The 18,238-nt window shown below is 69.3% G+C and carries 17 protein-coding genes and 1 pseudogene; 4 read left to right on the top strand and 14 right to left on the bottom strand.

Features of this window, described 5'->3' with window-relative positions:
- Nucleotides 1–97: 97 nt before the first annotated feature.
- The 4 genes from AB0F56_RS05930 to AB0F56_RS05915 form a co-directional block, all read right to left on the bottom strand.
- A complete protein-coding gene (locus tag AB0F56_RS05930; RefSeq protein WP_362004480.1) occupies nt 98–478 on the bottom strand; it encodes an FKBP-type peptidyl-prolyl cis-trans isomerase in 381 nt (126 codons plus the stop codon).
- A 60-nt stretch (nt 479–538) separates the two neighbouring features.
- A complete protein-coding gene (locus AB0F56_RS05925; RefSeq protein ID WP_362004478.1) occupies nt 539–1,477 on the bottom strand; it encodes an FKBP-type peptidyl-prolyl cis-trans isomerase in 939 nt (312 codons plus the stop codon).
- Nucleotides 1,478–1,595: 118 nt separating this feature from the next.
- Nucleotides 1,596–2,957, bottom strand: coding sequence for a Pup--protein ligase (gene pafA, locus AB0F56_RS05920; protein ID WP_137990376.1), 1,362 nt, complete (start codon nt 2,955–2,957; stop codon nt 1,596–1,598).
- Nucleotides 2,958–2,966: 9 nt separating this feature from the next.
- Complete coding sequence (locus AB0F56_RS05915) at nt 2,967–4,289, bottom strand: MFS transporter (RefSeq protein ID WP_362004475.1); 1,323 nt, start codon at nt 4,287–4,289, stop codon at nt 2,967–2,969.
- Nucleotides 4,290–4,415: 126 nt separating this feature from the next.
- Here AB0F56_RS05915 and AB0F56_RS05910 point away from each other — a divergent pair, with 126 nt between their 5' ends.
- Nucleotides 4,416–5,432 (top strand): LacI family DNA-binding transcriptional regulator, encoded by a 1,017-nt coding sequence (locus AB0F56_RS05910; RefSeq protein ID WP_362004473.1) that lies wholly within the window; start codon nt 4,416–4,418, stop codon nt 5,430–5,432.
- 78 nt (nt 5,433–5,510) lie between these two features.
- On the opposite strand, the gene prcA is transcribed toward AB0F56_RS05910, so the two are convergent.
- The 6 genes and pseudogenes from prcA to arc all read right to left on the bottom strand — a co-directional run bounded on the left by prcA (nt 5,511) and on the right by arc (nt 11,245).
- Nucleotides 5,511–6,272 (bottom strand): proteasome subunit alpha, encoded by a 762-nt coding sequence (gene prcA / locus AB0F56_RS05905; protein ID WP_362004470.1) that lies wholly within the window; start codon nt 6,270–6,272, stop codon nt 5,511–5,513.
- A gap of 45 nt (nt 6,273–6,317) precedes the next feature.
- On the bottom strand, nt 6,318–7,157 hold the full coding sequence (gene prcB, locus AB0F56_RS05900; RefSeq protein WP_362004468.1) for a proteasome subunit beta: 840 nt from the start codon (nt 7,155–7,157) through the stop codon (nt 6,318–6,320).
- Nucleotides 7,109–7,304, bottom strand: a pseudogene (locus tag AB0F56_RS05895) (endonuclease domain-containing protein); the annotation flags it as partial. The pseudogene AB0F56_RS05895 and the gene prcB, both read right to left, overlap by 49 nt.
- Nucleotides 7,305–7,430: 126 nt before the next feature.
- Entirely contained in the window at nt 7,431–7,643 is a 213-nt protein-coding gene (locus AB0F56_RS05890; RefSeq protein WP_175439096.1) for a ubiquitin-like protein Pup, read from the bottom strand.
- 146 nt (nt 7,644–7,789) lie between these two features.
- Complete coding sequence (gene dop / locus AB0F56_RS05885) at nt 7,790–9,301, bottom strand: depupylase/deamidase Dop (protein ID WP_362004465.1); 1,512 nt, start codon at nt 9,299–9,301, stop codon at nt 7,790–7,792.
- A gap of 177 nt (nt 9,302–9,478) precedes the next feature.
- Nucleotides 9,479–11,245, bottom strand: coding sequence for a proteasome ATPase (arc, locus tag AB0F56_RS05880; protein ID WP_362004462.1), 1,767 nt, complete (start codon nt 11,243–11,245; stop codon nt 9,479–9,481).
- Between the two features lie 256 nt (nt 11,246–11,501).
- Between arc and AB0F56_RS05875 the strand changes: the two genes are divergently transcribed.
- Nucleotides 11,502–11,813, top strand: a complete 312-nt coding sequence (locus tag AB0F56_RS05875; protein ID WP_362004460.1) for a ferredoxin — start codon at nt 11,502–11,504, stop codon at nt 11,811–11,813.
- A gap of 4 nt (nt 11,814–11,817) precedes the next feature.
- Here AB0F56_RS05875 and AB0F56_RS05870 read toward each other — a convergent pair whose 3' ends face one another.
- From AB0F56_RS05870 to AB0F56_RS05860, 3 genes are all read right to left on the bottom strand, one after another.
- Nucleotides 11,818–12,390 (bottom strand): hypothetical protein, encoded by a 573-nt coding sequence (locus AB0F56_RS05870; RefSeq protein WP_362004457.1) that lies wholly within the window; start codon nt 12,388–12,390, stop codon nt 11,818–11,820.
- A 182-nt stretch (nt 12,391–12,572) separates the two neighbouring features.
- Nucleotides 12,573–13,460, bottom strand: a complete 888-nt coding sequence (locus AB0F56_RS05865) for a tRNA (adenine-N1)-methyltransferase (RefSeq protein ID WP_351792286.1) — start codon at nt 13,458–13,460, stop codon at nt 12,573–12,575.
- 18 nt (nt 13,461–13,478) lie between these two features.
- A complete protein-coding gene (locus AB0F56_RS05860; protein ID WP_362004454.1) occupies nt 13,479–14,729 on the bottom strand; it encodes a site-2 protease family protein in 1,251 nt (416 codons plus the stop codon).
- 124 nt (nt 14,730–14,853) lie between these two features.
- Here AB0F56_RS05860 and AB0F56_RS05855 point away from each other — a divergent pair, with 124 nt between their 5' ends.
- Together AB0F56_RS05855 and AB0F56_RS05850 are read left to right on the top strand one after the other, a co-directional pair.
- Nucleotides 14,854–15,840 (top strand): RecB family exonuclease, encoded by a 987-nt coding sequence (locus AB0F56_RS05855; RefSeq protein WP_362004451.1) that lies wholly within the window; start codon nt 14,854–14,856, stop codon nt 15,838–15,840.
- Between the two features lie 10 nt (nt 15,841–15,850).
- Nucleotides 15,851–16,522, top strand: coding sequence for a response regulator transcription factor (locus AB0F56_RS05850; RefSeq protein WP_137990365.1), 672 nt, complete (start codon nt 15,851–15,853; stop codon nt 16,520–16,522).
- A gap of 93 nt (nt 16,523–16,615) precedes the next feature.
- On the opposite strand, the gene AB0F56_RS05845 is transcribed toward AB0F56_RS05850, so the two are convergent.
- Nucleotides 16,616–18,196 (bottom strand): ABC transporter substrate-binding protein, encoded by a 1,581-nt coding sequence (locus tag AB0F56_RS05845; RefSeq protein WP_362004446.1) that lies wholly within the window; start codon nt 18,194–18,196, stop codon nt 16,616–16,618.
- Nucleotides 18,197–18,238 lie beyond the last annotated feature (42 nt).

Here is an 18,238-nt window from a genome sequence, read left to right as displayed (position 1 = left end):
AGGGCCCGCGCCTGGACAGGCACGGGCCCTCGTTCGAGCGGATCCGGTCAGCGCGTGGCCGACCGGTGACGGTCAGCGGGTGACCGAGCCGATCCGGTCAGGCCTTCTTGACGCCGACCAGGTCGCAGACGAAGATCAGCGTCTCGCCGGGGGCGATCGCGTTGCCCGCGCCCCGGTCGCCGTAGGCGAGGTGGGCGGGGATGACCAGCTGGCGGCGGCCGCCGACCTTCATGCCCTGCACACCCTGGTCCCAGCCCGCGATGACCTGACCGACACCGAGCCGGAAGTCCAGCGCGCTGCCGCGGTTCCAGGAGGCGTCGAACTCCTCGCCGGTGGAGAAGGCCACACCCACGTAGTGGACCTTGACGGCGTCGCCGGCCTCGGCCACCTCGCCGTCGCCCTCCCAGATGTCCTTGATCTCCAGGTCCTTCGGCGGCTCGCCGCCCGGGAAGTCGATCTCGGGCTTCTCAATGCTCACTGCAGTGTGCTCCTCAAACTCATGAACCGCGCAACGGTGAACTGCGCGACGGGGACAGTCTTACATCTTCGCCAGAATGTCGACGGCGAACACCAGCGTCGAGTTCTTCGGGATGCCCTGCTGCTCCTTGTCGCCGAACGCCTCCGCCGGCGGGGCGACGATCAGGACCCGGCTGCCGACCTTCTTGCCGGTGATGCCGTCCTTGAGACCCTTCAGGGTCAGCTGCTCCAGCGGGAAGTTCGCGGTCTTGCCCGTCTGGTACGTCGAGTCGAAGACCTTGCCGTCCTTCCACAGCGCGGCGACGTAGTTCACCACGACCGTGTCGGTGCCCGCGACGACCTCGCCCTTGGACTCCAGGATGTAGTTGGAGACCAGCTTGGTCGGCGGGTCGACCTTCGGCACCGTCAGCGAGGGGGCCTTGCCGTCGGTGTTCGTACCGACCTTCGGCAGGTCCTTGTTCTCCTGGGCGACCTCGGTGCCCTCGGCGGACTTCGGGATCGTCGTCGACTTGAGGATGTCCACGACGAAGACGAGGGTGGCGTTCGGCTTGATGTCGCCCTGGCCCTGCGCCCCGTAGCCGAGCTCCGGCGGGATGCCGATCTCGATGCGGCTGCCGACCTTCTGGCCCTCGAGACCCTGGTCCCAGCCCTTGATGACCTGACCGGCGCCGAGCGTGAGGTCGAACGGCTGCCCGCGGTCGAAGCTGTTGTCGAAGGGCGTGGTGGAGTCCCAGGCCTGGCCCAGGTAGTTCACCTGGAGCGCGTCGCCCTTCTTCGTGACGGCGCCGTCGCCCTCGCTGATCACGTTGACCTTGAGTTCCTTCGGCGGATCGCCCTCACCCTTGGCAAGGGTGGGCTTCTCCCCGAACTTCTCACCCGCGGTGATGGCGGGCAGTCCGTTCTTCATCGAGGCGTTATCGGAGCCCTTGTCGTCGCTGCCGCACGCCGCTGTCGAGAGCAGCAGTAGTGGGACGACCAGTAGGCCGGCAAGTCGGCGCACGTGTTCCTCAGATCTCAGACGGCACAGTAGTTGTCCGACACTCTAGGGGACCACCCGAGCAGGCCAAGGGCCCCGCACGTCACACGCACGGGGCCCTGGCACTTCGTACAGCGTCGTCCTACATTCCGGCGATCAGCTTTTCCACCCGGTCGTCGACCGACCGGAACGGGTCCTTGCACAGCACCGTGCGCTGGGCCTGATCGTTCAGCTTGAGGTGGACCCAGTCGACGGTGAAGTCCCGTCGCTGCTCCTGCGCACGGCGGATGAAGTCGCCGCGCAACCGCGCCCTGGTGGTCTGCGGGGGCACCGACTTGCCCTCGAAGATCTTCAGGTCGTTGCAGATCCGGGCCGCCTGCCCCTTCCGCTCCAGGAGGTAGTACAGCCCCCGGCGGCGGTGGATGTCGTGGTAGGCGAGGTCTATCTGCGCGACCCGGGGGTGCGACATGGTCATGTTGTTCTTCGCCCGGTACCGCTCGATGAGCTTGTACTTCATGACCCAGTCGATCTCGGTGCCGATCCGGTCCAGGTCCTCGGCCTCGATCGCGTCGAGCGTACGGCCCCACAGCTCCAGGACCTGGGCGACCGTGCCCGTACGGATGCCACGGCGGTCGACGAAGTCGGCGGCCTTCTCGTAGTACTCCCGCTGGACCTCCAGGGCGGAGGCCTCACGGCCGCTGGCGAGCCGGACCTTGCGCTGGCCCGTGATGTCGTGACTGACCTCACGGATCGCCCGGATCGGGTTCTCCAGCGTCAGATCGCGCATCACCGTGCCCGCCTCGATCATGCGCAGCACGAGGTCGGTCGCTCCGACCTTCAGCAGCATGGTCGTCTCGGACATGTTCGAGTCGCCGACGATGACGTGCAGCCTGCGGTAGCGCTCGGCGTCCGCGTGCGGCTCGTCACGGGTGTTGATGATGGGTCGGGAACGGGTCGTCGCCGAGCTGACGCCCTCCCAGATGTGCTCGGCCCGCTGCGAGACGCAGTAGACCGCGCCCCGCGGCGTCTGGAGCACCTTTCCGGCGCCGCAGATGAGCTGTCGGGTGACGAGGAAGGGAATGAGGATGTCCGCGAGCCGCGAGAACTCGCCGTGCCGGGCGACCAGATAGTTCTCGTGGCAGCCGTAGGAGTTTCCGGCCGAGTCGGTGTTGTTCTTGAAGAGATAGACGTCGCCGGCGATTCCCTCCTCGTGCAGGCGGCGTTCGGCGTCGACGAGCAGACCTTCGAGAATGCGCTCGCCGGCCTTGTCGTGCGTGACCAGTTCGGTCACGTTGTCGCATTCGGGTGTTGCGTATTCCGGATGCGAACCCACGTCGAGGTAGAGGCGGGCGCCGTTCCGCAGGAAGACATTGCTGCTGCGGCCCCATGACACGACACGGCGGAAGAGGTAGCGCGCCACTTCGTCAGGTGACAGTCGGCGCTGTCCCCTGAACGTGCACGTGACGCCGTACTCGTTCTCCAGCCCGAAAATGCGGCGGTCCATGTCTGAACATTACGCCTGATGGCCTGAGCTGAAACCGGGTTCGACAGCCCCGTTCCGATCATTTTCCGATGGGCCCTCGTTCCTTTCGGCGTGTCCGACCTCGGCGGGGCCCGCGCTGACGGCGTGTCGCACGCTGCGGCCCGGCACCCGCAGCACCCGGCCGGTCGCGAGGAGCACCAGGAGGGCCACCAGGCCGCCGCCTCCCGCGACGGCGAAGCCCGCGGTCGTTCCGGCGAGTTCGACCGCCGGTCCGGCGACGGCGGAGCCGAGTGCGGCCCCCACGCCGAAGGTGGTGACGAGCCAGGAGAAGGCCTCCGTGACGGTGCCTGCGGGCGCGTGCCGGTCGACCACGATGAAGCCGCACGCGAGGGCCGGGGCCAGGAAGACGCCGGAGAGCGCGGCGAGGGCCGTCATCGGCAGGACACCCGGCGTGAGCATGAGGGGCAGATAGCCGAGGGCGAGCAGGCCGACGATGACCGTCAGACGGCGCTCGGGAGCGCCCGCCCAACGGCGGGCACCATAGGCGACGCCGCCGATCAGCGCGCCGAGGCCGAGAGCGGCCATCAGCCAGCCGTACGCCGCCTCATGGCCCCGCTCGTCGGCGTAGGCGAGGGCCGAGACGGTGATCGAGCCGAGGGCCAGCCCCACGAAGAAGAACGAGCCGAGCAGCGCCAGCAGGCCCGGCGAGCGCAGGGCGCCGAGCCAGTGCGCCTCGCGGGGCGCCGAGCGCCACGCGCGCGAGGGCTCGGAGAGGACCACGGAGAGCGCGCCGAGGACCCCGAGGACGTTGATGACCAGGAGGGCCGCGGCCGGGGACCAGAGGGCGACCAGGAGCGTCACCAGGAGCGGTCCGACGGTGAACATGACCTCCTGGGCCACCGCGTCCAGGGCGTACGCCCGGTGGACCCGGTCCTCGCGGCCGAGGACGCTCGGCCACAGGGCGCGCAGCCCGCCTTCGAGGGGCGGGGTGAAGAGCCCGGCGACGACGACGGCCGCGTAGGCGAGCACGAGGGGGCTGATTCCGGCCACGGCGAGGACGATCATGCCGAGCGCGGAGATCAGCGCGGCGGGCAGCTGGACGCGCGGCTGCCCCTTCAGGTCGACGGCACGGCCGAGGAGTGGCTGGCCGACGGCGGTGGCGATGCCGTACGCGGCGGTGAGACCGCCCGCGAGGCTGAAGCTGCCGCCCTCGGAGCGGACGAAGAGCACGATGGCGATGGGCCCGGTGCCGTTGGGGAGCCGGCCGACGAGGGTGCCGGTGAGCAGTCGCAGGGCGTGCGGGGCCCTGAGTATGTCGAGATAACCGCCGCTCTCCTTGGCCTCGGTGGCCATGTCCGTCTCCTCTCCCCCGGTACCCACCCCCGAGGTTTTACGTATAACTTCAGGGGTCATACGTACCATGGCCGCAACCCGCGGGTCCACCCCCGCGCTCGGCGACCACCTCTCACGGAGGCACCAGTGCAGACCCCAGACTCCCCCGGCGCGGCCAGACCCACCAGCCGGGACGTCGCAGCCGCCGCAGGGGTGTCACAGGCCACCGTCTCCCTCGTCCTCGGCGACAAGTGGCGCGGCAGGGTCTCCGAGCGCACCGCGGACGCCGTCCGCGAAGCCTCCCGCACCCTCGGATACCGGCCGAATCTCGCCGCCCGCAACCTCCGCCTCGGCCGCACGCGGACCGCGCTGCTCGTCGTCCCCGCCCTCACCAACGAGTTCTTCGCCCGCGTCTACACCGGAGCCGCCACCGTCGCCGCCCGCCACGGCTTCGGCGTGGTCCTCTACCCGTCCCCCGACGGCGTCGGGCCCGCCAAGGACCCCTTCGCCTCCGCGCGCGCCGCGCTCGACGGGATCATCGCCTCCTCCATGGCCACCGAAGCCCTCAAGGCCTTCCACGGAACCGACCTGCCCCTGGTCATGCTCGACAGCGACCCCTCCGACACCGGCGCCGCCGCCCATGTGAACCTCGACATCGCCGACGGCATGCGCCAGGTCACCGCCCACCTCCTCGGCCTCGGCCACCGCCGCTTCGTCCACCTCGCCTCGGCCGTACCGTCCTGGACCTTCGACGTGCGCGCGGCAGCGCTCGCCGACGCGCTGAGCGATGCCCACGTCCGTACCGTGCGCGCACCCCTCGACGTGGACGGCGCCCGCGCCGCCGCCGAACAGGCCCTCACCGGGCCTGGCCCCCGCCCCACCGCCCTGATCTGCGACGACGACATCCTCGCCGCCGGCGCCTGCAAGGCCGCGCGCAGGCTCGGCCTGCGCGTCCCCGAGGACGTCTCGGTCACCGGCTTCGACGACCTGGCCCTCGCCACCGCCGTGGAGCCGGAACTCACCACCGTCCGACTCCCCGCCGAGCAGATCGGCGAACGCGGCATGGACGCCCTCCTGGCCGTCCTGGCGGGTCGGAGCCCGGAGCCCGGGGACCTTCCCGTCACCCTCATGCCGCGCGACTCCTCGGGCCCGGCCCCGGCCTGAGCCCACCCCGAACACGACGAAACCCCGGCCGCCGAAGCGGACCGGGGTTTCGCCACACATGCTCGAAGGCTCCGACGGCTACTCCTCCGAGCCCTCCACGATCTCGTCCGACGGGTCGTCCGTCTTCGCGATCGCCGCGTTGTCCGCCTCCAGGAGGCGGTTCAGCTGGCGTCCGACGATCCGCTTGAACTTGCGCTGCTGCGGACGCGTACGGTCCAGGACCGCCACCTCGAGCCGCTCCGCGGGAATCTCCCGCTCGCTGCCGTTGGTGTCCCGCGACAGGGCCTGCACGGCCAGCTTCAGCGCCTCGGCGAGCGACATCCCGTCGCGGTGCCGCTGGTCGAGGAAGCTGCTGATCTGCTCCGCGTTGCCACCGACCGCGACCGAGCCGTGCTCGTCCACGATGGACCCGTCGTGCGGCAGCCGGTAGATCTGGTCACCGTCGGGCTCCGCGCCCACCTCGGCCACGACCAGCTCCACCTCGTACGGCTTCTCCCCCGCGCTGGAGAAGATCGTGCCGAGCGTCTGCGCGTACACGTTCGCAAGCCCACGGGCCGTCACATCGTCACGGTCGTAGGTGTAGCCCCGCAGATCGGCGTAGCGCACACCACCGATCCGGAGGTTCTCGTACTCGTTGTACTTGCCGGCCGCCGCGAACCCGATCCGGTCGTAGATCTCGCTGAACTTGTGCAGCGCCCGGGACGGGTTCTCACCGACGAACACGATGCCGTCGGTGTACTGCAGGACGACCAGACTGCGGCCGCGGGCGATGCCCTTGCGGGCGTACTCCGCCCGGTCGGCCATGGCCTGCTGGGGTGAGACATAGAACGGAGTCGACACCGGCTACCCGTCCCTTTCTTCTGGGGTTCTACGGACGACGAGGGGTCAGAGCAGGGCCGCGCGCGGGCCGTCGGGCTGCTCCAGGCGCCGATCGGTGACCGAGCGGGCGAGCGCCGAGGACTCGTCCTCGTTGAGCCTGCGGAAGCCCTCGTCGGTGATGACGGTGACGATGGGATAGATACGGCGGTACAGGTCCGGGCCACCGGTCGCCGAGTCGTCGTCGGCGGCGTCGTAGAGGGCCTGCACGACGAGCGTCGTCGCCTGCTCCTCCGTCAGATCCGGGCGGTACAGCTTCTTCATGGAACCCCGGGCGAAGACCGAACCCGAACCCGTGGCGGCGAACCCGTGCTCCTCGGAGCGGCCACCGGTCACGTCGTAGGAGAAGATCCGGCCCTTTTCCTTGCCCTCGTCCCAGCCGGCGAAGAGCGGGACGACGGCCAGACCCTGCATCGCCATGCCGAGGTTGCCGCGGATCATCGTGGACAGGCGGTTCGCCTTGCCCTCCAGGGAGAGCGTCGCGCCCTCCACCTTCTCGAAGTGCTCCAGCTCCAGCTGGAACAGCTTGACCATCTCGACGGCGAGACCGGCCGTACCGGCGATGCCCACCGCCGAGTACTCGTCGGCCGGGAACACCTTCTCGATGTCGCGCTGCGCGATCATGTTCCCCATGGTCGCCCGCCGGTCACCGGCGAGCACGACACCGCCCGGGAACGTGACGGCGACGATCGTGGTGCCGTGCGGCGCCTCGACGACCCCCTCCGGCAGCTTCCGGTTCCCCGGGAGCATCTCCGGCGAGTGGTCGGCGAGGAAGTCCATGAACGAGGACGAGCCCGGCGTCAGGAAGGCAGCTGGTAGACGCCCGGTGCTACGAGTGTTGGCTTCCACGCGTGTCCCTCCAAGTATTGAGATGGCCCGACGCGGTCTGCCGGGGTCGTCACCCGGCATGCCATTTGCCTTGGCCGCATTGCAGTTGAAGCACGGTACGTCACGGACCCTACCCGGCTCGTGACGGTGATCCACATCGGCTTCGGGGACAGCGGCCGGCCGTACCGGCGCTCGGTGCGTCGTCCGTGACCGGGCGGTGCGGGCGCTGTGGCCCGCACCGTCCGGTGACTCATTCCGTCACCCGCCCCCACCTTCGATTCGAAGGTCAGAGGATTACTGGCCGCCCTTTTGCACGAAGGACCGCACGAAGTCCTCGGCATTCTCCTCGAGGACGTCGTCGATCTCGTCCAGCACGGAGTCCACGTCGTCGCTCAGCTTCTCCTGGCGTTCCTTGAGGTCGGAGCTCGCCTCCGCGGTCGTCTCCTCGACCTCCTCCGTGGAACGCGTCGCCTTCTGCTGTCCGCCGCCGGTGTCCTTGGTCGCCATATCCCTCACCCCGCTCGAATCGCCCGCTCGGTTGGGTCTCTCAAGATCAGACCCTACAAGCCAGGTCTGACTTCGGCCCCGCAGTTTCGTACAACGTCCGGGCACTAGTCCCATGATTCCCAGTGCCCGGGTATTTCAGGCTCGCCTCAGCCGCCGGAAAGGACGCGGACCAGTTCCTCCGCGGTCCGGCAGCGGTCCAGGAGTTCCTTGACGTGGTTCCTGGTGCCCCGCAGGGGCTCCAGGGTGGGGACGCGCTGGAGGGAGTCGCGGCCCGGGAGGTCGAAGATGACCGAGTCCCAGGACGCGGCCGCCACGTCGTCGGCGTACTGCTCCAGACAGCGGCCCCGGAAGTAGGCCCTGGTGTCCTCCGGGGGCTTCGTCTCGGCCCTCTCGACCTCGGTCTCGTCCAGGAGCCGCTTCATGCGCCCTCGGGCCACCAGGCGGTTGTACAGGCCCTTCTCGGGGCGTACGTCCGCGTACTGGAGGTCCACGAGGTGCAGGCGGGCGGCGTCCCACTCGAGGCCGTCGCGGCGCCGGTATCCCTCCATGAGCTCCCGCTTGGCGATCCAGTCCAGTTCGCCGGCGAGGCTCATCGGGTCGTTCTCGAGCCGGTTGAGGGTGTCCTCCCAGCGGATCAGGACGTCCTTGGTCTGCTCGTCGGCGTCCGCGCCGTAGCGTTCCTCCACGTACTTCCTGGCCAGCTCGAAGTACTCCATCTGGAGCTGGACCGCGGTGAGTGTGCGGCCGCTGCGGAGCGTGACGAGGCGCTGGAGTCCGGGGTCGTGGGAGACCTGGTGGAGGGTGCGGACGGGCTGGTCGACGGCGAGGTCGACGTTGATGAAGGAGTCCTCGATCATGGACAGGACCAGCGCGGTCGTGCCCAGCTTGAGGTAGGTGGAGATCTCGGAGAGGTTGGCGTCGCCGATGATCACGTGGAGCCTGCGGTACTTCTCCGCGTCCGCGTGCGGTTCGTCGCGGGTGTTGATGATGGGGCGCTTCAGGGTCGTCTCCAGACCCACCTCGACCTCGAAGTAGTCGGCGCGCTGGCTGATCTGGAAGCCGTGCTCGCGGCCGTCCTGGCCGATGCCGACGCGCCCCGCGCCGGTGACGACCTGGCGGGAGACGAAGAACGGGGTGAGGTGGCGGACGATGTCCGAGAAGGGCGTCTCCCGCTTCATCAGGTAGTTCTCGTGGGTGCCGTAGGAGGCGCCCTTGTTGTCGGTGTTGTTCTTGTACAGATGGATGGGCTGGGCCCCGGGCAGCTGGGCTGCCCGCTCGGCGGCCTCCGCCATGATCCGCTCGCCGGCCTTGTCCCAGAGGACGGCGTCGCGGGGGTTGGTGACCTCGGGGGCGCTGTACTCGGGGTGGGCGTGGTCGACGTAGAGCCGGGCTCCATTGGTCAGGATCACGTTGGCGAGGCCGATGTCCTCGTCGGTGAGCTGGCTGGAGTCGGCGGCCTCGCGGGCGAGGTCGAAGCCGCGGGCGTCCCGCAGCGGGTTCTCCTCCTCGAAGTCCCAGCGGGCGCGGCGCGCCCGGTGCATCGCCGCCGCGTAGGCGTTGACGATCTGGGACGAGGTGAGCATGGCATTGGCGTTGGGATGGCCCGGAACGGAGATCCCGTACTCCGTCTCGATGCCCATTACTCGCCGTACGGTCATGCGGCCCTCCTTGCCCGGCGGCGCTCCCCATCGGGTGCGGCGCTACAAGTACCGACGAGCCTAGAGCGACTCCGCGCCGGTGGGGAGATCGATTGCGTCATTCCCGCGGGATGTCGCGGGGAAAAGCGTCCGGCTGCGGAGGTCCGAGGGTCCGGACCTCCGCAGCCGGTGTGCGATCTACAGGTACTGACCGGTGTTGGCCACCGTGTCGATGGAGCGTCCGGTGTCCGCGCCCTGCTTTCCGGTGACGAGGGTGCGGATGAAGACGATCCGCTCGCCCTTCTTGCCGGAGATCCGGGCCCAGTCGTCGGGGTTGGTGGTGTTGGGCAGGTCCTCGTTCTCCTTGAACTCGTCCACGCACGCCTGGAGGAGGTGGGAGACGCGGATGCCCTTCTGGTTGTGGTCGAGGAAGGCCTTGATGGCCATCTTCTTGGCCCGGTCGACGATGTTCTGGATCATCGCTCCGGAGTTGAAGTCCTTGAAGTAGAGGACTTCCTTGTCGCCGTTGGCGTACGTGACCTCGAGGAAGCGGTTCTCCTCGGTTTCGGCGTACATCTGCTCGACCACGGACTGGATCATTCCGTGGGCCGCGGCCTCCTTGGACCCGTGGTGCTCGGAGAGGTCGTCGGAGTGCAGCGGGAGCGTGGCGGTGAGGTACTTCGCGAAGATGTCCTTGGCGGCCTCCGCGTCCGGGCGCTCGATCTTGATCTTGACGTCGAGCCGGCCGGGCCGCAGGATCGCGGGGTCGATCATGTCCTCGCGGTTGGAGGCGCCGATGACGATGACGTTCTCCAGGCCTTCCACGCCGTCGATCTCGGCGAGCAGCTGGGGGACGATCGTGTTCTCGACGTCCGAGCTGACTCCGGATCCACGGGTGCGGAAGAGGGATTCCATCTCGTCGAAGAAGACGATGACGGGGGTGCCCTCGCTCGCCTTCTCCCGGGCACGCTGGAAGACGAGGCGGATGTGCCGCTCGGTCTCGCCGACGTACTTGTTGAGGAGCTCGGGGCCCTTGATGTTCAGGAAGTAGGACTTCCCGGCGGGCTGTCCGGTCACCTCGGCGACCTTCTTGGCAAGGGAGTTGGCGACGGCCTTCGCGATCAGCGTCTTGCCGCAGCCGGGCGGGCCGTAGAGCAGGATGCCCTTCGGGGGCCGGAGCTCGTGTTCCTTGAAGAGGTCCGGGTAGAGGTACGGGAGCTCGACGGCGTCGCGGATCATTTCGATCTGGCCGCCGAGGCCGCCGATCTTGTCGTAGTCGACGTCGGGGACCTCTTCGAGGACGAGTTCCTCGACCTCGCTCTTGGGGACCACCTCGTAGACGTAGCCGGAGCGGGGTTCGAGCAGGAGGGCGTCGCCGGGGCGGATGGTGATGTCCAGCAGCGGCTCGGCGAGCCTGACCACCCGTTCCTCGTCGGTGTGCCCGACCACCAGGGCGCGCTCGCCGTCCTCGAGGATCTCCTTGAGGGTGACGATGTCCCCGGCGCGCTCGAATTCCATGGCCTCGACCACGTTGAGCGCTTCGTTGAGCATGACTTCCTGGCCGCGCCGGAGCTCTTCGAGCTCGACGCTGGGGCTGACGTTCACCCGGAGCTTGCGGCCGCCGGTGAAGATGTCGCAGGTGCCGTCCTCGACGGCCTGCAGGAAGACTCCGAAGCCGGCCGGCGGCTGCGCGAGCCGGTCGACTTCCTCCTTGAGAGCCACGATCTGGTCGCGGGCCTCACGGAGTGTGTTGGCGAGCCGCTCGTTCTGTGCGGACACGCCGGCCAGGTTTGTCTGCAGCTCGACGATCCGCTCTTCGAGAATCCTCGTATGACGCGGAGAGTCGGCGAGCTTGCGGCGCAGGACGGCGATTTCCTGCTCGAGATAGGCAACCTGGCCGGCGGGGTCTTCAGACCCCCGCCCCGGCCGGATGCCGCGGTTGATGTCGTCGTCGTGGGCTGCCACGGTCCTCACCTCCTCCAAGGGGAGCTGGACGCTTCCTGACCCTACCTGCGTGGGTGTCGATTGAAACCCCTAGATCAATAAAGACTGTCGGGGTGTGTCCGATCTTCACCCTTGCGCTTCCCCTCACGCCAGGTGAATACCCACCCATCAACATCGGAAAGCGGGCGGTTGTATCGTCATCAGTGGTCAACACCCGTCAGGCTTGGCCGGACTTAGAAGAACGATCTTTTTTCGACGCTCAGGAACGGCAGGGGACATGACGGTGCGGAACGAGGCCCCGACGGAGGGCGCCGGCGAGGCGCTGGAGGTCTGGATCGACCAGGATCTCTGCACCGGGGACGGGATCTGCGCGCAGTACGCTCCCGAGGTCTTCGAGCTGGACATCGACGGGCTCGCGTATGTGAAGAGCGCGGACGACGAGCTGTTGCAGGAGGTGGGGGCGTCGACTCCGGTGCCGCTGCCGCTGCTGCAGGACGTGGTGGACTCCGCGAAGGAGTGCCCGGGCGACTGCATCCACGTACGCCGGGTTTCGGACAGGGTCGAGGTCTACGGCCCTGACGCCGGGTGACCGATCACACACTCCGCGCGTCGGCGCCGGCGGTGCGTACGAAGCTTCCGCCCTGCCAGCGCCAGCTGACGTCCTCGCGCTCGTCGGGGCAGCAACTGGGCACCTCGGGGGACGAGTAGCCGAGCAGGGTGGCGGTGACCGCCCTGTCGCGTACGGCGAGGCCGGTGACGTTCTTCTGCTGGGTGGGCTCGACGAGCGTGGCGACCACGCGCGCGTGCGGGCCCGTCTTGGCGTGGGTGAGGACGTAGACGGCGTGTGGGGGTGTGCCCGAGCCGGCTTCGCAGTGTACGACTGCGACGGTTTCGGGTTGTCCGTCGCCGTCGAGGTCCCCGCTCGCGCGCTGCGCGACTTTGGCGGGGGCTCCCCCGCACTCCAGCGGATAGTCGGCCGACGACGCGTCGGGGGCCGGGCGCGTGGTGGCGGGTTCGCCGCCGGGGGCGGCGGAGGTGGCAGTGGCCGCGCCGGGTTGCAGCAGGCCTGCGGCGGCGACGACGGCGGCCATGGCGGTCGCGGTGGCCAGCCAGTGCACCGGCCGGGCGTGGGTGTGCGCGAGGTCCGGGACGGCGGGGTGCTGCACGCGGGCTGTCTCCTGTGAGGATGGCGCGGAAGGAGTTGCGGGCATCGTGCCACACGTCACAGGCGGGTGGAACAGGTGGGGTGCGGGGTGTACCGCAAAGATGCCGAACGTGAAGGTGCCGCCGTCGAGTTCCCTGCCCTGGGGCCGGAACTCGACGGCGGCACGCGTTCGTTGTCGGGGCGTCAGCCCTTGTTGGGGCCTTCGTAGTCCTCGCCGTAGGCGCCCTTGGCGGGGCGACGGCGGCGCATGGGGGGCTCGACACCGTCGGCGAGGCGCCGGGCGGTGACGAGGAAGCCGGTGTGCCCGATCATGCGGTGGTCGGGTCGGACGGCCAGGCCCTCCACGTGCCAGTTGCGGATCATGGATTCCCAGGGCTGCGGTTCGGCGTAGCAGCCGAACTCGCGGATGGACTCCACGGTGCGCGCGAGCTGGGTGGTGGTCGCCACGTAGCAGCAGAGGATGCCGCCGGGGACGAGGGCCTTGGAGACGGCCTCCAGGCACTCCCAGGGGGCGAGCATGTCCAGGATGACGCGGTCGACCTCGGTGTCGGACAGGTTGTCCTGGAGGTCGCCGACGGTCAGCTGCCACGCGGGGTGCGGACCGCCGAAGTACCGCTCGACGTTGCCCTTGGCGATCTCGGCGAAGTCCTCACGGCGCTCGTAGGAGTGCAGCATGCCGCTGTCTCCGATGGCGCGCAGGAGGAAGCTGCTGAGAGAGCCCGATCCGACGCCGGCTTCCACGACGCGGGCGCCGGGGAAGATGTCGGCGAAGGCCAGGATCTGCCCCGCGTCCTTGGGGTAGACCACGGCGGCGCCGCGGGGCATGGACAGGACGTAGTCGGGGAGCAGGGGGCGCAGCGCGAGGTAGGCGACGTTTCCCGTGGTACGGACAACACTGCCCTCGGGAGCACCGATCAGCTCGTCGTGGGGGAAGGAACCCTTGTGGGTGTGGAAGTTCTTCCCGGCCTCGAGCGTGAACGTGTAGTGGCGTCCCTTGGGGTCGGTGAGCTGGACCTGGTCCCCGACCTTGAAGGGCCCGCGACGGCGGGCGGCACCGGTCGGTTCGGACATGTGACCAGAGTACCGGGGTTATGCGGAGGGTCTTGCCATGGCCTTGACGAAGGCGCGTTCCACGTCGGCGGTGGAGAGGACTCCGTAGATCTCGCCGGTGTCCTCGACGACCAGGTATTCGGTGGCGGGGCTGGCGCGGAGGTGGTCGAGGAGGGGCTGGCCGGTGAGTTCGGCGGGGACCCGCATGCCGTCGGTGAGGTCCTGGGCGAGGGTGCTGATGGCGACCCAGGGGCGGCGGTGCTGGGGGACGCCGGCGATGGCGCTCTCGCGGACGAGGCCGGTGGGGTTGCCCTGGCCGTCGATGACGACGAGGGCGCGGGCTCCTGCTTCGTTGGCGCGGCGCAGGGCCTCGGAGAGGGGGGTGCCGGGTTCGACGGGGATGGCGCGCCGGGTGAGGGTGCGGGCGCGGAGCTCCGGGAGGTGTTCGCGCAGGCGGGCCATGCGGAGGCTGTTGCCCGCGCCGGTCCAGATGATGGCGGCGAGGATCGCGGCGAGGAGGGCGTCGGTGACGGTGTCCATGCCGCTGATGTCGTCGGTGGAGTTGCCGAGGAGACCGGTGCGGGTGAGCAGGGGGAGGCCGATGAGGACGGCGACGGCGAGGGCGCGGCCGACCCAGGCGGCGGCGATGGTGCCGCTCATCGGCTTGCCGGTGATCTTCCAGACGACGGCGCGGAGCATGCGGCCGCCGTCGAGGGGCAGTCCTGGCAGCAGGTTGAAGATCGCGACGATGAGGTTGGAGATCATCAGGCCGGCGAGGAGGACGCCGGGGACGGTGCCGGGCTCGACGGCGTACATCGAGAGGTAGAAGACGCCGGCGAGGACGAGGGAGAGCAGCGGGCCGACGAAGGCGAGGACGAACTCGCGGCCCGGGGTCTCGGTCTCCTTCTCGATCTCGGAGACACCGCCGAAGAACTGGAGCTGGATACGGCGCACGGGGAGCTTGAAGCGGAGCGCGGCGATGGTGTGCGCCAGTTCGTGGACGAGCACGGAGGCGTAGAAGGCGATGGCGAAGAAGAGGGAGACGAGATAGCGGGCGGCGCCCAGGTCGGGCAGGACGCGCTGGATCTGGTCGCCGAAGACCCAGGTGATGAGGGCGGCGACCAGGAACCAGCTGGGGGCGACGTAGACGGGCACGCCGAAGGGGCGGCCCATGAGGATCCCTCCGCCGGGTTCCTCGCCGCGCCGTTTGCCGGAGTCGGCGCCGGGCGGCGGTTCCGCGTCGCCGGACCGCGGCCGCTGGTTCTCGCCGCGCTCGTCGTCCTGGTTCACGGGTTCCTCTCGTTGCCTTCCGCTCGACCCCTGTCGTGCGTCACTCTTCGATCATGCAGCGTGACGGGGTCTGGCGTCGATGGTATTCGGCTCGCTGTCGGTGGCGGGTCGTAGGGTCTGTGTCATGAGTACGAGCGAGCAGCCGGCGGTGGGACCCAGGGCGCCCATGTCGTTGTCGCCTTCCCGGGCGAGCGACTTCATGCAGTGTCCCCTGCTGTACCGGTTCCGGGTGATCGACCGGTTGCCGGAGAAGCCGAGCGAGGCGGCGACGCGGGGCACGCTCGTGCACGCGGTGCTGGAGCGGCTTTTCGATCATCCCGCGGTGGAGCGGACGGCACCGCGGGCGAAGGCGCTGATCCCCGGGCAGTGGGACCGGCTGCTGGAGTCCAAGCCGGAGCTGGCCGAGCTGTTCGAGGAGGACGCGGAGGGGGAGCGTCTGGCGGGCTGGCTGGTCCAGGCCGAGCAGCTGGTGGAGCGTTGGTTCACGCTGGAGGACCCGACGCGCCTGGAGCCGGCGGAGCGTGAGCTCTTCGTGGAGACGGAGCTGGACTCGGGGCTGCGGCTGCGCGGGGTGATCGACCGGGTGGACGTGGCGCCGACGGGCGAGGTGCGGATCGTCGACTACAAGACGGGGAAGGCGCCGCGGCCGGAGTACAGCGAGGGCGCGCTGTTCCAGATGAAGTTCTACGCGCTGGTGGTGTGGCGGCTGAAGCAGGTGGTGCCCCGCCGATTGCAGCTCGTGTACCTCGGCAGTGGGGATGTGCTGACGTACGACCCGGTGGAGGCGGATCTGCTGCGGGTGGAGCGGAAGCTGCTGGCGCTGTGGGAGGCGATCCGGCTGGCGACGGAGACCGGTGAGTGGCGGCCCCGGCCGACGAAGCTGTGCGGCTGGTGCGACCACCAGGCGGTGTGCCCGGAGTTCGGTGGGACTCCCCCGGTGTATCCGCTGGAGATCCGGCGGGCGGACGGCGGGGAGATCCGGACGGACAGCGGCGCGGAGATCCGGACCGAGGGCGGCGCGGAGATCCGGGCGGAGATCGTTTCCGCGCGCCCGCCGGAGTCGGACGATTCGGGGCAGGGCAGAATGGGGCCGGTCCAGCCCGCGCCGTGAAGGAGTTCTCGTGGCTATCCGCGTCCTACTGGTCGATGACCAGCCGCTGCTGCGCACCGGTTTCCGGATGATTCTGGAGGCGGAGCAGGACATCGCGGTCGTCGGCGAGGCCGGGGACGGCCTGCAGGCGCTGGACCAGGTGCGGGCGTTGCAGCCCGATGTGGTGCTGATGGACATCCGGATGCCGCGGATGGACGGGGTCGAGGCCACGCGGCAGATCACGGGTCCGGGACGGGACGGTCCGGCGAAGGTCCTGGTGCTGACGACGTTCGACCTGGACGAGTACGTGGTGGAGGCGCTGCGGGCGGGGGCCAGTGGCTTCCTGCTGAAGGACGCGCCGGCGAACGAACTGGTGCAGGCGATCCGGGTGGTGGCGGCGGGCGAGGCGATGCTGGCGCCGTCGATCACGCGCCGGCTGCTCGACAAGTACTCGGCGCATCTGCCCTCGGGCGACGAGCAGGTCCCGGACACCCTGAACACGCTGACCGAGCGTGAGGTCGAGGTGTTGAAGCTGGTGGCCCGTGGACTGTCGAACGCGGAGATCGCGGCGGATCTGTTCGTCAGCGAGACGACGGTGAAGACGCATGTCGGCCATGTGCTGACGAAGCTGGGGCTGCGCGACCGGGTTCAGGCGGCGGTCTACGCGTACGAGAGCGGTCTGGTGCGCCCCGGGGCGCAGTAGGCGCCGAAACGGAACCCGAAACCGAACCCGAAACCGAAGCAAGGGGCCCGGCGCGCGTGTCGCGCGCCGGGCCCCTTCGCCGTGGGAGCGGAGTCAGCTCTTCTTCAGCTCCCAGAAGCGGAAGACGGTGGAGGCGTCGAGGGTCCAGTCGAGGCCCGTGACGCCGTCCCGGGCGACGGCGTACTGCTTGCCCTGCCAGAGCGGCAGGAGCGGCAGTTCCTCGGCGACCAGGTCCTGGATCTTGCCGAAGTCCAGGTCCGTGCTGGTGCGGTCGGCCGCGGCGGAGGTCTTCGGCAGGAGGCTGCCGGTGATGGTGGCGTTGGTGTAGTTGTTGTCGAGGACGTTGCCCTCGCCGAAGAACGGCGCGGTGAAGTTGTCGGCGTCCGGGTAGTCGGGCACCCAGCCCTTGACGTAGACGCCGTACTTGCCGGCGGCGATGTCCTTCTCGTACTGCTCGAACTCGACGGACTTCACCTCGGCCTCGAACAGGCCGCTGGTGTTGAGCTGCTCGGCTATCGCCTTGAGCTCCTGGTCGGTCGAGGGGCCGTAGCGGCTGGGCGTGGACCAGAGGGTCAGCTTCACCTTGTCGGTGATGCCGGCCTTGCGGAGCGCCTTCTTGGCCTTGGCGGCGTCGGGGCGGTCGCCGTAGGTGTCGATGAAGGCGGTGTTGTGGCCGGCGACGCCCGCGGGGACGATCGAGTACAGCGGCGTGGCGGTCGACTTGTAGACGTTCTGGACGAGCGCCTCGCGGTCCACGAGGTGGGCTATGGCCTGGCGGACGCCGAGCTTGCCGACGACCGGGTCCTTGACGTTGAAGACGAGGTGCTGGACCTCGGCGCTGGTGCCCTGGACGACCTCGACGCCCTTGTCGTCGGTGCTCGCGGAGGCCTCGAGGGCGGCGATGTCGTCGGCGGCGAGGCCTCGGTAGGCGATGTCGATGTCGCCCGCGGAGAGCGCCTTGGAGAGGGCGGCGCGGTCGCCGCCGTACAGCTTGAGGGTGACGCCGCCGTTCTGCGCCTTGGCGCTGCCGGTGTAGCCGCCGTTGACGGAGAAGACGGCCTCGGTCTCGCTGATGGACTCGAGCTTGTACGGGCCGGAGCCGACGGCCTTGCCGTCGGTGCGCAGCGCGTCCTCGGAGTACTCGCGGTGGTCGACGATGGAGCCGGCACCGGAGGCGATCTTGCTGGGGAAGGTCGCGTCGGGGGTCTTGAGCCGGAAGACGACGGTCTTGTCGTCGGGGGCCTCGATGGACTTGATCGAGGAGAGCAGCGGCGCCGGTCCGGCCGGGTCGTCGATCTTCAGCGCCCGGTCGAAGGAGAACTTGACGTCCTTGGAGGTCAGCGGGTTCCCGTTGGAGAACTTCAGGCCCTCGCGCAGGGTGCAGCGGTAGACCGTGCTGCCGCCCTCGAAGCCGCACTTCTCGGCGGCTTCCGGCTGGGGCTCGGTGCCGCCCTTGGGGAAGGCGAGCAGGGACTGGAAGACGTTGTTGAACAGCAGCCAGGAGCCGGGGTCGTAACCGGCGGCCGGGTCGGTGGCCATGACCTCGTCGGACATGCCGACGAGGACGTTGGAGCCGGCGCCGGCGCCGCCACCCTGCTGGGTTCCGCAGCCGCTGAGCAGCGCGGCGGACAGGCCCGCGGCAAGGGGTGCCGTCAGCCACTTGTTGTGCTTCACAGAACGTGCCTCTTGATCTCTTGCCGGACCGTCGCGCGCGGG

Origin of the sequence: Streptomyces sp. NPDC026092 (assembly GCF_040638605.1) — a bacterium.
GTDB lineage: Bacteria > Actinomycetota > Actinomycetes > Streptomycetales > Streptomycetaceae > Streptomyces.
Note: the sequence above shows the minus strand (reverse complement) of the source record. Positions and strands in the feature narration are given on the sequence as shown.